This window comes from Methylobacterium sp. Leaf117, from assembly GCF_001422985.1.
Lineage (GTDB): Bacteria > Pseudomonadota > Alphaproteobacteria > Rhizobiales > Beijerinckiaceae > Methylobacterium.
This window is the reverse complement of the sequence record NZ_LMNL01000012.1, coordinates 335,105-349,370: the sequence shown is the minus strand read 5'-3', so window position 1 is coordinate 349,370 and position 14,266 is coordinate 335,105. Positions and strand designations below refer to the sequence as shown.

General features: G+C 63.6%; 10 protein-coding genes. 2 read left to right on the top strand and 8 right to left on the bottom strand.

Annotated elements, in window-relative coordinates; translation table 11 throughout:
• Nucleotides 1-64: 64 nt before the first annotated feature.
• Nucleotides 65-921, top strand: a protein-coding gene (locus tag ASF57_RS24580) for an IS5 family transposase (RefSeq protein WP_200935838.1) whose coding sequence is annotated in 2 segments (ribosomal slippage) — nucleotides 65-437 and nucleotides 437-921 — 858 coding nt in all. Because the reading frame shifts where the segments join, the coding sequence is not laid out codon by codon here.
• A gap of 104 nt (nucleotides 922-1,025) precedes the next feature.
• Entirely contained in the window at nucleotides 1,026-1,835 is an 810-nt protein-coding gene (locus ASF57_RS08645; protein ID WP_082503788.1) for an IS5 family transposase, read from the top strand.
• On the opposite strand, the gene ASF57_RS08640 is transcribed toward ASF57_RS08645, so the two are convergent.
• From ASF57_RS08640 to ASF57_RS08605, 8 genes are all read right to left on the bottom strand, one after another.
• Complete coding sequence (locus ASF57_RS08640; protein ID WP_056481995.1) at nucleotides 1,819-3,603, bottom strand: ATP-binding cassette domain-containing protein; 1,785 nt, start codon at nucleotides 3,601-3,603, stop codon at nucleotides 1,819-1,821. The genes ASF57_RS08645 and ASF57_RS08640 overlap by 17 nt on opposite strands.
• A complete protein-coding gene (locus ASF57_RS08635) occupies nucleotides 3,600-5,324 on the bottom strand; it encodes an ATP-binding cassette domain-containing protein (protein WP_056481992.1) in 1,725 nt (574 codons plus the stop codon). The genes ASF57_RS08640 and ASF57_RS08635 overlap by 4 nt, the downstream gene beginning before the upstream one ends.
• A 149-nt stretch (nucleotides 5,325-5,473) precedes the next feature.
• Nucleotides 5,474-7,834, bottom strand: coding sequence for a TonB-dependent receptor (locus ASF57_RS24575; protein ID WP_162241550.1), 2,361 nt, complete (start codon nucleotides 7,832-7,834; stop codon nucleotides 5,474-5,476).
• 150 nt (nucleotides 7,835-7,984) lie between these two features.
• Nucleotides 7,985-9,157: a PLP-dependent cysteine synthase family protein gene (locus ASF57_RS08625; RefSeq protein ID WP_082503785.1), complete on the bottom strand. Its 1,173-nt coding sequence runs from the start codon at nucleotides 9,155-9,157 to the stop codon at nucleotides 7,985-7,987.
• The gene (locus ASF57_RS08620) at nucleotides 9,154-9,750 is read right to left on the bottom strand and encodes a LysE family translocator (protein ID WP_056184512.1); all 597 of its coding nucleotides are present in this window, start codon (nucleotides 9,748-9,750) and stop codon (nucleotides 9,154-9,156) included. The genes ASF57_RS08625 and ASF57_RS08620 overlap by 4 nt, the downstream gene beginning before the upstream one ends.
• A 159-nt stretch (nucleotides 9,751-9,909) precedes the next feature.
• Entirely contained in the window at nucleotides 9,910-11,007 is a 1,098-nt protein-coding gene (locus ASF57_RS08615; protein ID WP_244476872.1) for a TlpA disulfide reductase family protein, read from the bottom strand.
• 698 nt (nucleotides 11,008-11,705) lie between these two features.
• The gene (locus ASF57_RS08610) at nucleotides 11,706-12,980 is read right to left on the bottom strand and encodes a pitrilysin family protein (protein WP_056184514.1); all 1,275 of its coding nucleotides are present in this window, start codon (nucleotides 12,978-12,980) and stop codon (nucleotides 11,706-11,708) included.
• Nucleotides 12,977-14,245, bottom strand: coding sequence for a pitrilysin family protein (locus ASF57_RS08605; RefSeq protein ID WP_082503782.1), 1,269 nt, complete (start codon nucleotides 14,243-14,245; stop codon nucleotides 12,977-12,979). Before ASF57_RS08605 ends, ASF57_RS08610 begins: the two co-directional genes overlap by 4 nt.
• Between the last annotated feature and the right edge of the window lie 21 nt (nucleotides 14,246-14,266).

The following is a 14,266-nucleotide window of genomic DNA, read 5'->3' as shown; positions in this document are numbered from 1 at the left end:
GGTAACAAGGTGTGCAATCTGAGCAGGTTGTGATCCAAGCGAGGGCTGAGAAAGGCCTTTGCTGATGTGGACGACCGAGAACCGAGCCCGCTATGACCGGAGCGCGCTGCGCTACGCGAGCGACCTGACGGACGCGGAATGGGGCGTGATTGCGCCGCTGATCCCGCCGGCCAAGCGGGGCGGGAACAAGCGCACGGTCGAGACCCGGGCCGTGGTGGACGCCCTGATGTACGTGTTGAGCACAGGCTGTCAGTGGCGGGCCTTGCCCACGGATATGCCGGCCCGCAGCACGGTCTACGGCTACTTCGACCTGTGGGACTACAATGGTACGCTGATGCGCATCCATCACGCGCTGTTCGTGCAGTGCCGGGAGCAGGCGGGACGCGAGGCGAGCCCGACGGCAGCGATCATCGACAGCCAGAGCGTCAAGGGCGCGGAAAAAGGGGGGCGTCGATCGATCCGCCCGGCTTCGACGCGGGCAAGAAGATCAAAGGGAAGAAGCGCCACATCCTCGTCGACACCCAGGGTCTGCTGATGCACGCCCTGGTGCATTCGGCCGGCGTGCAGGACCGCGACGGCGGGGTGTGGGTGATGGCGACCCTGTTCGGCCTCTATCCGTTCCTGCTCAAGCTCTACGCCGACGGCGGCTATCAGGGACCGCGCTTCCAGGCCGGACTACGTCGCGCGTGCCGACGGGTCGATGTCGAGATCGTCAAGCGATCCGATCAGCCCGACGCCGTCACGGCGAAGGGCTTCACCGTGCTGCCAAAACGCTGGATCGTCGAGCGAACCTTCGCTTGGCTGAACCGCTGCCGCCGCCTCGCCAAGGACTGGGAATGCCACAGCCGAAAGGCCCTGGCCTTCCTCAACTGGGCCTCCGTCCGCCTCATGATCCGTAAGCTCTGCCAAACCCCAAAATGATCCCGGACAGACTCTTAGAGCCTGTTTGAGCCCCTGAGCCGTCCGTCCCCATCTGCCTCGTGTGCAAACACGAATTCCGCCTGGCGGAGCGGAGTGGAGTGCAGATGTGGACGGACCGACATCGGACGCGTCATGAGGCGCATCTGAAGGACATGGTGCTGCAGGCAGGCTTGGACGAGGTCACCCGCTTCGTGGAGCGGGCAGATCCGCCAAACAGTCCGGGAGCGACGCCTGCGCGCCAAGTGCTGGCAGCGATTGCTTGGCACCTGCGGGTTGTCGGCGCGTGGCGGGCGCTGCCAGCGGGCTTTCCACCCTGGCGTACGGTCTACGGCTGGTTCCGACGCTGGATCGAGAAGGGCCTGTTCGAGGACCTGATGCGAAATCTGACCCGCCGGCAACGACAGCGTTGCGGGCGCCGACCGGAGCCGCGGCTGGCAATCGTCGACACACAAAGCATCAAGTGCATCGGTGTGCGCGGGCCACGCGGTTATGACGGAGCCAAGAAGCTGGTCGGGCGCAAACGCGTCGCATTGGTCGATGCCGAAGGGCACGTGCTGGCGCTCGCCGTCGTGCCAGCAAACGTGCAGGATCGTGACACGCTCCCGGCTCTCGATAATGGCAAGGAGACGTGGCCCAGCCTGCGACTGGCCATCTTCGACGGTGCCTTCACGGCCGAGCGCTGCCAAGAATGGTGCCTCGTCCATAGCATGCGCCACCGTGTCGTCGAGAAATTGCCGGACCAGAAGAGCTTCGTCGTCTTGGAGCGGCGCTGGGTCGTGGAGAGGACCTTCGGCTGGCTCAGCCATTGGGCCGGCCTACACCGCGAGCGCGCCGGTCGCCTTGACGTCGCAACGGGTCGCCTTGCCTGCGCCGTCAGCCTGATGGCCGCCAACGCCATCAACAACCCAGCCTAAAAGAAGCCGCCTCAAACAGGCTCTTAGTGGCCGTCAGTGTCCAGGCGCCTCCCGGAGCGAGCGTCAGCATCTGTGCATGGTATTTCAGGATGCCCTCACGATGCCCGACGCTGACGTAACGGGCTCCCGCCCGCGCCAACACGCTGTAAAGATGGGCTTCCGTCGCGCTATCCACCGCGCTCGTCGCCTCGTCGAGCAGGACCAACCGGGGGCGCGCAATCAGCACGCGGGCGAAGGCCAAACGCTGTTGTTCTCCGAGAGACAGGATTTGTCCCCAGTCCTTGACCATCGAGAGACCGCCATGGTTCGCCGCGAGATCACCGAGACGTACCGTCTTCAATGCATCGAGCAGGACAAGGTCGGGGATGTCAGGCGCATCGGGGTAGAGAAGTTGGGTTCGCAGGTCGCCTAGCGTGACGTAGGGGCGCTGAGGCAGGAAAAGGCAATCGGCGGCAGGAGGCATCACCACCCTGCCCGTCCCGCGCGTCCATAAGCCCGCCATTGCACGCAGGAGCGAACTTTTGCCAACACCGGTTTGGCCTACGATGATGAGGTTCTCGCGCGGACCCAGCGTCAGGTTCAGGTTCTGCGCGAGCCGTTGCTCGCCCCCCGGCGTCTCTAGGCTCAGGCCGTCGAGCGCTACTGTGTCGTGCCGACGTTCGAGGGCGATACCCACGTCCATCGCTTGCCGCTTCGAAAGCGCATCGAAGCGTTCGACGATTTGTGCGATCCGGACCGTATGGGGAGCGATTCCGGAAAGTGGCGCCAGGATGCCGAGCAGGCTCGAGGCCCCGTTGGCGACCGTGACCGAGACTGCGATGCCCTGTGTCAAAGTCCCGAAATCGATCTCGCCCGCGAACAGTCTCGGGGCGAGAACGAGATAGGGGGCGCCGACCCAGGCCACTCCGAAGAGGAGTGGCGCCATATCCGTCACTCCGCGCCGGAACAACGTGACCATGAGGTCGCGCTGCACTGCCATCCCCACCTGCGCGTGCAGTTGGACCCGTTCGACCGGCTCGCCGCGATAGAACGCGATGGCCTCTGCGTTGGCGTGGATCCGGGCGAGACCGTAACGCAGGTTTCCGGTGGCCATGGCAGTCACGTAGCGCAGGCGCACCAGCGGCACGTAGCCGAGGTAGGTCGCGATGGCTTGGCCGAGGCTGAGGCCGACGACCACCAGCACCAGCCGGCTATCGATCGTGGTCAGCACGGCACTGCCTGCGGCGAGACTGCCCACCAGGCCAAAGACCTGAATCGGAAGGCCGAAGAACTGGCGCACGACGGTGGCGAGGCTCTCTTGGATGCGCTGGTCAGGATTGTCGAGGTCGCCGCGCTGGGCGATGTCGTAGTAGACGCGCGCTCCCAGGTATCGGTCCGTAATCCACGCGGTCAGCCAGATTCGCCAGCCCTTGGTGATCCAGGCGGCGACGATCATTGCCAGCCCACCCAGAAGGATGTCGCCAAGGAAGAACCCAGCGTAGAGGAAGAACTTCCAGCGGAACAGCGCCTCATCGTGGCTCGTAAGCGCGTTTGTCATGTCCCGAAGGGCGTACGACGAGGCGAGATTAAGGAGAGTACCCACGCTGGTTTGACTCAGGATCGCGGCCATGCCGATCCAATAGGGCCACGCTACGCGCCGGGTCCAGAACGGCAGGAAGAAGCGCGCGACGCGCCGAAGCAGCCGAAGATCAAGCCCGAGATCGGCTCTGTTCACGACGCTCGACGCCGAGGGGTCGACGTGCGGTGCCGCCGGACTTGCGGTGTTCACGACGCGTCGGCCCGCGTCAGAACGGGAGCGAGATCCCACCGGCCGCCGGGATGCAACGTCAGAATGGAGCTGTGATGCTCAACGATGCCGATCCGGTGCCCGACACTGATGAAGCTTGCACCGCTGCGGGCCAGGCGCGCGTAGAGATGCCCTTCCGTTTCGGCATCGAGGGCACTGGTGGCTTCGTCGAGAAACACGAAGGCCGGACGCGCGAGGAGCGCACGGGCGAAAGCGACGCGCTGCTGCTCGCCACCGGACAAGATCTGTGCCCAATCGCGAATCGCCGTGAGCCCCCCATGAGCCGCCGCAAGGTCGGGGAGGCGCACCGCCTCAAGAACAGCCAGGAGTTCGTCGTCGGATGTTTCCGACCCGTGCGGGTAGAGAAGTTGCCCTCGGAGCGAGCCTCCTGTGAGGTAGGGGCGCTGAGGGAGAAACAGGGTGTCGCGGATGGGCGGCATGGTAATCTGGCCCTGCCCCCGGCTCCAAAGTCCGGCCATCGCACGCAGGAGCGAACTCTTGCCGACACCGGTTTCCCCGACAATCACCAAGCTTTCCCCTTGCCGGATCCTGAGGGATAGATCGGTCGCGAGGCGCCGGGTACCATCGGGCGTTACGAGGGTGAGCGCGTCCACCGCAATGTGACCGTGCCCGCGCTGCAATCGAATTCCGGGGCTTCCGAGGCGGAATTGTGCAAGGGCGTCGAAGCGTTCTTGCAGGGGGGCGAGCCGGGCGACCTGGACGGCAAGCTCGCCAAAGGAGGCGACGATGGACGAGATCGTGTCGATGACCCCGCGCATCATCAGGGTGATGGCCGTGGCCTGCGCCAAGGTTCCGTAGGTCAGCGTACCGCTGGAGACCTCCTCGCTCAGTACGGCATAGGGCAGTGCCATCCAGGCGAAGGCCAAGCCGGCATGCACCGTCAGGAATAGGAAAGCCTGAAACCGCGCCAAGCGGAAAATCCGGTCGGCCGCAGCGCTCACGCGCATCATCACCGTGCGCCGCTCCATGGCCTCGCCACCGTAAAAGGCGATGGCCTCCGCGTGATCGCGGATGTGAATGAGGTCGCGGCGCAGCTCGCCTTCGGCGACTTGAACGGCAACCTGCCGTCGTACATCGGGGGGGATCGTCAGAATCGTTGCGGCGAGTTGAACCAACCCGAGCAGTGGCACGATGACGAGAAAGCGAGGGTCGAGGGAAACGAAAACAACGACGGCTGCGCCGAGACGGGCCACGACACTCACCGTCCATTGCAGGATTTGAATCACCTGCGTCACGAACGGCCCGACGGTGTCTGCGATCCGTTGGTCGGGATTGTCGAGATCACCTTGCAGCCGGATGTCGTAATAGGCGCGCTTAGCCAAATATTGGTCGATCACGTGCCGATTCAACCAACGGGACCAAGCCGCCTCGACGAAGGCGTCGACGATGAAGCGGGCTTGCGGAACAAGGGTCTTGGCCGTGAAGACAAGTAGATAGGCGAGGAGCGTAGCCTCGAATACCGCCCGATCTCCATTCAGGAGCCCGTCCGTCATTTCCTTGAGCAATCCGGCGGCGCGCACGACGAGGTAGGAGAGCAGCATTCCCTGGCCAAGCAGCACGGCCAGCCCGATCCAGGCCGGCCATGCTTGCCGCCTGCGCCAAAATGGGAGCGTCAGACGGAGAACGCGACGGAACAGCGACGCGTCGACGCGGGATTGGTACTCTGCGGGACCGGCGGCCATATGTTCCGATTAAAGTTTAGGCGTGACCCCTGGGCCTACGAAAAGCGTCGAGCATACCGAGATTCGAGGTCTCGAATTAATCGTTGAGCAACACTGCTTACTGAGACTATTAACCCTCCCTCGACAGTGAAGCATTGGAGAATTGGTCGCTAAAATGACGTTTTTGCGGCGAAAAGAAAGTTCCTTCCTTGGCCAATACCGATAAATCGACTGTCGTAGCTGGGATTGTAGTAATATTTATTCAGAAGATTATTGACCTTAAAGCTGAGTGACCATTGATCGATGTCGTATCCAATGAACGCATCAGCGGTGATAAACCCTGGGACCGGATAGATCTTATTACTTGTATCAAAAACCGTGCTGTCGGAATTTCCGTGTCCGCCGGCGCCAATCGTCAGACCTCTCAGCAAGCCGTCCTGCCAAGTATAGGTCGTCCAGAGGCTACCGGTGTATTGCGGTATACCCGCGAAGGGGCTTGTGTACTGAGGGCTCACGAATTTTACGACCGTCGATGCAAACGACGCAATGATATTCAACCCCGGATAAATTTCGCCCTGCAGGTCAAATTCGACGCCACGGCTTTTCTGGCCTGGAACCAATATAGACGTGACCGGGTTGCAGCCGCTTGGATCGCAGATAGTCACGTTCGTGGCGGCCAAATCGAAATAGCCTGCCGTGAGTGATAATTTCTTGTCAAACAAGTAAGCGCGGCCGCCCGCCTCCCATTGATGCCTCTGCTCTGGTGGACTGACAATACCGGTATCTTTATCGATTTGATTAGATGGAGTTAGTCCAGTGTTGATATTGCCATAAGCGCTAAAGTACGGCGTTATGTCGAAAACCGCCCCTGAAGACCATGTCATGCCAGCTGATTTTACTGGTAATTTAGCCTGCTGGCCGGTGGTGGAACTGAACAAGAAGTCGTCATAGCGAACGCTGCCGGTGATATGTAGCCGATTGTCCAGCGTATCGATTTTGTCGATGACGTAGTAACCAAGTGAGGTGCTGTTGAATGCGCCGATGCTTGATGGTGGTATAACAGACGGAACAAATAAAGGAGCAATCGGAAGTCCGAGAGAGGGGTTTGTAAATAAAATCTGAGAAGACGGCGCTCCCGTTTGGCTGTACGCGATTTGTGTAGTGGAATAGTCAAGGCCGAACTTCAGGGTTTGACGCGCAAAGCCTGCATCGTAGGTGCTCGTCAGATCGACTTGTTCGAACAGGCGCGAAAATCGATAGTCGGCACTCGTTTGCGTACTACTATAAGTTCCGTTTTGCCCCCGACGGCCGATCCAGGTACCCGAATTCAAGGCATCACTCGAGGTATCGTATCGAAGGCGGTTGTTGAGGACAATGTTGGCGCCTAAGACATCCCCGAAGTCGTGGGATTGTTCGCTGAAAAGCTGGAGCAGATTAGTGGAATATCCCAAATTCGGATTGATATTTGGAATACCTCTCGGAAGCCGAAGGATGGGGTGCGAAGGGTCGGCGCCAAATACTGGAATGAATGTATTCTGACTTGGCTTTCGGATCTGATCCGTATAGCTCAGGCCCGCAAGCAAATTTGTTTTGCCGTCTGTCCACCGGACACTGGGTGCAATCAAGTATTCGTGCGGATCTTGATAGCCTGCATAATTGCTATCTGCCGAATTTCCTGAAGTAACGAAACGGTAAGTCAAGCCCTGAGCGTCGGCGACGGGACCACCGAAATCGAACGCGAGCGTCTTGTAGCCGTAAGAACCGTACCGCACTGTGGCATCGCGGATGACCGACTCAGTCGGCCGCTTCGTGGTGACGTTCACACCGCCGCCCTCTACGGTCGCACCCGTCAGGATGGCACTGGGTCCTTTCAAGACTTCGATGCGTTCCACGTTGTCGATCGGGGGTTGACCGTAAAGAGTCATACTCCGGTTGAAGGATCCGATGCCGTCGACCATCACTCCCTGGGTTTGGAAGCCGCGGATCACGAAATTGGCGCGGCCATCGCCGCTGGCTCCCAGCGTTACGCCCGAAACGTTCTGCGCCGCCTCGGCGGCGCTCGTGACCACCTGCGATTGGATCACCTTCTGCGTCACGGTCGTGATCGTGTTCGCCAACTCCTTCGTCGGCGTGCCGGAGAGACGCGACGACGTGCCCGCATCGCCGGCTTGGAAGCCGACGTCGCTGAACCGCGAACCCGCACTCTCGTCGGTCACGTCGATCGCCGCGATATCGCCGAGACCCTGGGGGCTGACGCCTGTGCCGCGGTCGGCGACGACGGTCACGCCACCGCCCGAACCCGGCACGAGGCGGAGGCCCGTTCCTCCGAGTACGCGCATCAGCGCATCCCGGACGACGACCCGTCCCTTCACGGCCGAAGCCTTACGGCCGGCGACGATCTCAGGCGGAAAGGAAATCGTGATCCCGCCCTGGCGTGAAATCGCGATCAGTGTGCGGCCGAGGTCTCCGGCGGGGATATCGAGCTCGACCGGGGTATCGAGGCCCGCATAGGTCGGGCTCGCGCTGCTCATCAAGGCGGCGACAACCGGGAGACCGGACCGGTACGCTGATCGCCTTAACACATTGAACATCGCCGTCCCTCAAACTTGGTTCGCACCTTGTTGTCTGAGCCGGCGCCCAAGTTCCCACAGTCGAGCTTGAGATTTTCCGGATGGATGCAGTCACAGTCCGGTACTGGAGCGGCTCCGCTCCGCCAGGGCTAGGTCCGGCGAGACGCCCCTGTCGAAGAAGGCCTCCATCGCTGCACGCGGGGCAGCAAGGTCGAGATTGCGGTCCGCCAACCAGTCCGGGTCGAGATGTGTGCTGCGATAGCGCTCACCGGAATCGCACAGAAGCGTCACGACGGAGCCGTGCTCGCCCGCCGCCGCCATGTCGGAGACGATCCGCGCGGCCGCCCACATGTTCGTCCCCGTCGAGGCCCCGCAGGAGCGGCCGAGCCGCTCGGATAGGACGCGGGCGGCGGCCAAGCTCCCCACGTCCGAGATCGCCTCGCTGCGATCGATCAGATCAGGAAGAAACGACAGCTCACAGCGTGCGCGGCCGATGCCCTCGACGATCGACGCTCCCCCCTCGTGGCTGCGTACGGAGCGGTCTGCAAGGTGACGGTGAAACACCGAAGCTTCCGGGTCGGCGAGGCAGAGCCGTGTCGCGAGTCGGCGATAGCGGATGAATCGTCCGATGGTGGCGGAGGTACCGCCGGTGCCGGCGCCCACGACAACCCAGGCCGGAACCGGGTCGGTCTCATGAGACATCTGGGTGAAGATCGATTCCGCGATGTTGTTGTTGCCGCGCCAGTCCGTCGCCCGTTCAGCGAAGGTGAACTGGTCCATGTAGTAGCCGCCAGACGCGGCCGCGATCCGCTCGGCCTCAGCATAGACGGCGCCCGAGGTGTCGACGAAGTGGGAGCGACCGCCATAGCGGGCGATCTGGGCGACTTTTTCGGCGGAGGTGGCCCTCGGCATCACCGCAATGAACGGCAATCCGAGCAGTTGGGCGAAATAGGCTTCGCTGACCGCGGTCGATCCGCTGGAGGCCTCGACGATCGTCGTGTCCGGGCCGATGCAGCCGCTGCACAGGGCGTAGAGGAAAAGCGAGCGGGCCAAGCGGTGCTTGAGGCTCCCGGTCGGATGCGTCGACTCGTCCTTGATGTAGAAGCTGATCCTGGGACAGGCTGGAAGCGGCACCCGCAACAGGTGTGTGTCCGCGGACCGATTGACATCGGCCTCGATCGTCTCGATAGCGCCCGCGATCCATTCGCGTGCCCGAACCGCCGGAGCGCGGATGGAGCCCAGGAGGGCGGCTCCGGGCTCTCGGCCCTCGCCACCCCGGTTCATGCGAGCCGACCGGTCGCCTGCGCGACACCAGTGCTGATGAGAAGCAGACCTGTCGTGCGCCGGATCCATCGATCGGCCGTTCGGCGCAGCAGGCGTCCGGCGGAGACCCAGGTCACGGCAGCGACCAGGGACAGCGTGCAGAACGTCACCTGCAAAATCGCGAGTTGCGGCAGCACAGGTTGGGCGGCGTCGACGAATTGGGGCAACAGGGCACAGAAGAAGATGATGCCCTTGGGATTGAAGGCGGTCACCAGGAAGACGCCGGCGAAGGGGCGGCGGGTGTGGTGCGGCGGTGCGACGCGAATCGAGGGGCGGGCAAATAGGCTGGAGAGGCCGAGCCCGATCAGATAGGCCGCCGCCGCGATCTTCAACACCGTGAGGAGATCGGAGGAGGCCGCCAGTAGCGTCCCCAGACCGAAATTGCAGATGGTCAGCGCGAACGTATCACCCAGAACCGCGCCCGCGACGATGGAGGGAAGGGTGCGGGGTCCGGGCAACGAGGCGTAGCGGAGGAGGATGAGGGCGGTCGGCCCGGGGAGCGCCAAGGTGAGGCAGGATGCGGCCACGAAGGCGAGCCAAGTGTGAAGCGTCATGTCTTTGCCGGAGAAGCAGGGAGCGATAGCGGAACGCAGCAGCTTGAGGAGCAGGTTTGAGGCTGCTCTTTGGAATTGTGGGTCGCGTGCCTCCGGGCTTGCCGGCATGCGTCGCGGAGTCTCGGAGCGGTAAGACGCCGAACCGTTTGAGGGCGGCAATCAAGAATCGGCGAGACGGCAACTGTCGCCGTCGCAGATCATCGACGGCGGTGGCGTCGGCACGGAGGGAGTCGCCGCCACGCACCGCTCATGAAGAGCTTGGAGCGGTGCCAGCACCTCCTCGTTCGCTCCGGTCGCCTTTCCGGCGTCCAGTGCGGCTCTTGCGTAGGACATCGCCTCCCCCCGCCGGCCGGCCGCCAGCAAGGCATATGCGTAAGCCTCCGACAGCCGCATCCGCAGGCGGGGGTTCGGCTCGGACCCGGCAAGGGACCAAACTCGATCCAGGGCCTGGATCGCCAGGGCCGCGGCCGGCTCGGAAACCGGCTCCCTGAGGGTTTCGCCCTGTCGGGTCAAACTCATTCCAATTTTGAAGAGCGTGTTGATGTCGTTCGCGGCAGCCCGCGTGATCAGATGTTGCCCGTAGACCAGGGCGGCTTCACCGCCAGGCGCAAATTGCTTGAATTTGCCGAAGCCATAAGTCGGCTCCAGTTCGGGCTCAGCCGCGAAGGCCGCGTCATAGGCCCGCAGCATGCCGTCCCGGTCGCCCATCTCGGAGCAAGCGCGCACCGCCCGTTCCAAGGCCTGAGCTTCGCGGACCTTCTCGCGTACCAGCTGTGATCGGTGCGCGTCGGCAGCGGCTGCGAGATCCCAGCGTCCCTCTTCCACGGCTGCGAGCGGGGTATCCAGGTCCATCGGATGTCCGATCCATGCGATGCGGCCCGCCCGATCCACAATGAAGGACGTCGGTACGCCTTTCTGGAAGGCCGCATCGCACCAGGCCGCGCGCATCAGGCTCCGGCCAACCTCTCGCTCTGGCCGCCGATCGACGGCGATCCGGTAGCCGATGCGGTCATTCCAATCGCGTACGAAGCTCTCGACCACCATGAGGTCTGTCCAACCCACGGCGACCCCGAGAATTGGAACGTTCGGGTAGCGCGCCTGAAGCTCCGTCAGGTGCGGGATGCTGGTCGCGCAGGGACCGCACCAAGTCGCCCAAAACTCGACGACGTAGACGCAGCCGGGAGCGAAGCCCGTGAGCGGCTCGCCCTTCAGAAACGTCTCGACTTCGATCGCGGGTGCGGGATCGCCGACGAGCAACTCGGAAGAAGACATGGGGGAAACCTTTCTCGGGACCTTGCCGCGAGGAAATCGGCCGTCCTGGTCGCAACACACATCCGTCAGTGGACGCGGACCGGGCGGCGCCAAATGGTCGAGCGGGCCGTTACTTGCGTGGCCCGCGCGTTGTCGGAACCGCCTCCGCCACAGGCGAGACCGGCGCGGAGGCCGGTGCGACTTCGGGTGCAGGGTCATGAGGACCGGTCAGCGGGAGCAGAACCGCGTTGATCGGCGCAAGAGATGCGTCGAAGACGTGGAGGCCCTCGGTGATCGGTCCGACGATCTTCCCGACCGGCGCAAAGATGTAGGCGACGAGATCAGGTCCGATTGCCGTATCCGGGCGTGGCGGCTTCTGGCCGGGTGGATCGAAACCGCTCGGAGCGGATGGAGCCGCGCCGGGCGTTTCGAGAAGCGTTGCACTCGCGGAGCCGGACCGCCCAGTTCCGGTCTGTGTTTGAACAGGTGCCCCGGGAATAAGCGGTTTGCTTGAAGCGACTTGCGCCTGTGCCGTGATTGGGGATGCGAGGATCAGCCCCAGGCTCACTATGACGATGGATCTCACGGCCTTCACTCCCGATTAGACGACGGTGCCGCCCGGATTTGCCAAATTTTGACACTGATTTCGGCTTCCCGATGCCGAAGTGCCGCCGAGCCGCCCGACTCGGCGTATGCCCCGGCGATTACGGTTCGGTCGGATCTCCTGCGATCGCGACGAGCATCCGAGCATCGCCGATCAGGCGCGCTGCGGCTCGCCGCGCGTCCTCCGCCGTCACGGCGGCGATGCGCGAGTTGTGGGTATCGGGCCAGTCCAACCCGCGCCCGTCGAGCTGCAACCCGAGAAGCAGGGCAGCGATGGCCGACGAACTGTCGAGGCGCAGCTTGGACGAGCCGATAAGATAGCCCTTGCCCCGCTCCATCTCCTGTGCGTCGAGTCCGTCCCGAGCCAGATGGCGAAGCTCGTCTTCGATCACACCGAGTGCTTCCTCGACGCGATCGTTGCCGGTCGCCGTCCTGCCCACCAGGGTGGCGGCGCCGTCCACAACTTGAAGGGCGGTTCCCACCGCATAACAAAGGCCGCGCTTCTTGCGAACCTCGCGAAACAGGCGGGAGGACATGTCCCCCCCCAAGGCGTGGTTCACCACGGTGGCGGCGGCGAAATCCGCGTCCGCGCGAGGGATGCCGGGCCGCCCGAATCGGATCGTCGATTGGGGCAGCGCGAGCCGTTTGACGATGCGCTCGCCGAGTCCCTGGATTGCGGTCGCTGCCGTCTGCACGGGGACACCCGCCGGAAGTTGCCCGAAGGCACCATCCAGGGCGAGGCCGAGATCTTCGGGACCGATCGCACCGACGACGGCGACGCCCAGGTTGGTGCGGGTCACCATGCGCGCCTGTAGAGCTACCAAGTCCGCGCGCTCGATCCGCCGAAGGCTGTCGAGATTGCCGGACGAGGGCCGGCCATAGGGGTGACCGGCAAAGCCGTGCGCGGCAAAGGTCTGGTTCACGACCTGATCCGGGCGGCTGAGGCTGGCGCGGACATCCGCCTCCAAAGCGTTTCGGACCCGAACGATGTCATCCGCGGCCAGACACGGGTCACACAAGGCGAGGCCGATCAGCTCGAACGCAGCCTCCGTTTCACGTGCAAGGGTCTTGAGCTCACCGCGCAGGCTGTCGCTCCAGACCGAGAAGGACAGCTGGATCGCCCGATCCCCGAGGACTTGGCGGAAGGCGCCGCCGTCCATCGATCCAGCACCCTCGGTGAGCAGGCCAGTAAGCATCCGCGCCGTCCCCGAGCGGTCCGTTGGGTCGAGCGTGGGACCGCCCCGAAACCCGAACTGCATCGACAGGATCGGCAGCGTGTGGTCCTCAAGGAGCCAGGCCTCGATGCCGCCAGGGCTGCGAAAGCACCGAACGCGGGCGGCCAGGGGCCTGCCGGACGTTGTGACGTGAATCGTCATGACGAGAGGTCTTCCCCGTTCAGCACGCTCGGGCAGGCCGTTTGGAAACGAATGAGATGGCCCGAGACGGTGTCTCGCCGTTCCAGAAGGGCGAGGGCCTGCTGGAGCGCCTCGGTGTCGACTGTCTCGATGCGGGTCTGCCAAGTTGCCAGATCGTCGAGCGTGAGGCCGCAGCACAGAGCCATGCCGTACCAGTTGGCGAGGCTGACTTGGCTATCGCGGGCATAGAGAGCGCTGGCCACGAGCTGAGTCTTGGCGCGCTTGACGGCCGATGCCTCGAACCCGGACACTCGCAGGTCGTCGAGGTGCGCATCGATTGCGTGGTCGAGCTCTTCGGGCGTGGTCCCGACCGAGGGCGATCCGTGGATGTAGAAGCGTGAGGGACCGCGGAAGAGAAGCGCCCAATAGGCTGCCCCGACGCGGGTCGCACGGGCCTCCTCGACGACGAGACGAGTATGGAGAATCGAGGTTTCGTCGCCGCCGAGCAGAAAGGCCAGCACTTCCAGGGCCTCGGCTTGCCCCGGAACTGCGTCCGTGGGTGACGGCACCTTGTGCAGCCGCGTCAACTGCGGCTCGCCGACGGTCGTCTCAGCCAGGGTGATCTGCCGATGGACCCGGCTCGGCGGGTCTTGCAGGTGACGGCGCTCGGGAGGAGCGCCCGAGGCCGGGATCGCGCCGTAGATCTCGGCGGCGAGATCTCGCACCGCCTCCGGCTCGGCATCGCCGGCCACTACGAGAAGCGCATTCTCAGGCGTATAGAAGCGTCGATAATGAGCCAGGGCATCTGCCCGGGTCAGACCAGCGATCTCATGGCGCCAGCCGATGATCGGGCGCCCCGATGGGTGGGCGGGGCTTGCGGCGATCGCCAGAGCCTCCCCGAGCAGTCCGGCCGGGTTCGCATCCGCGACCATGGAGCGTTCCTCGAGAATCACGTCCCGCTCGGTTGCCACAGCGGCCTCTTCGAGGACGAGATTGCACATCCGGTCGGCTTCGTAGGCCATGCAGGTCGCAAGATATTCGTTGGGAATCCGCTGGTGGTAGGCGGTGAAGTCCCAGCCGGTGAAAGCGTTCTCCTCGGCGCCCAGGGAGGTCAGGAGATCGCTGAAGGCACCGGCCGGATAGGTCGCGGTGCCCTTGAACATCAGGTGTTCGAGGAAATGGGCCAGTCCCGATTGGCCGGGCGGATCGTCCGTCGAGCCGTTGCGATACCAGATCATGTGAGTGACGATCGGGCTGCGTCGATCCGGGATAACCACGACCTGCATCCCGTTCTCAAGCCTGAACTC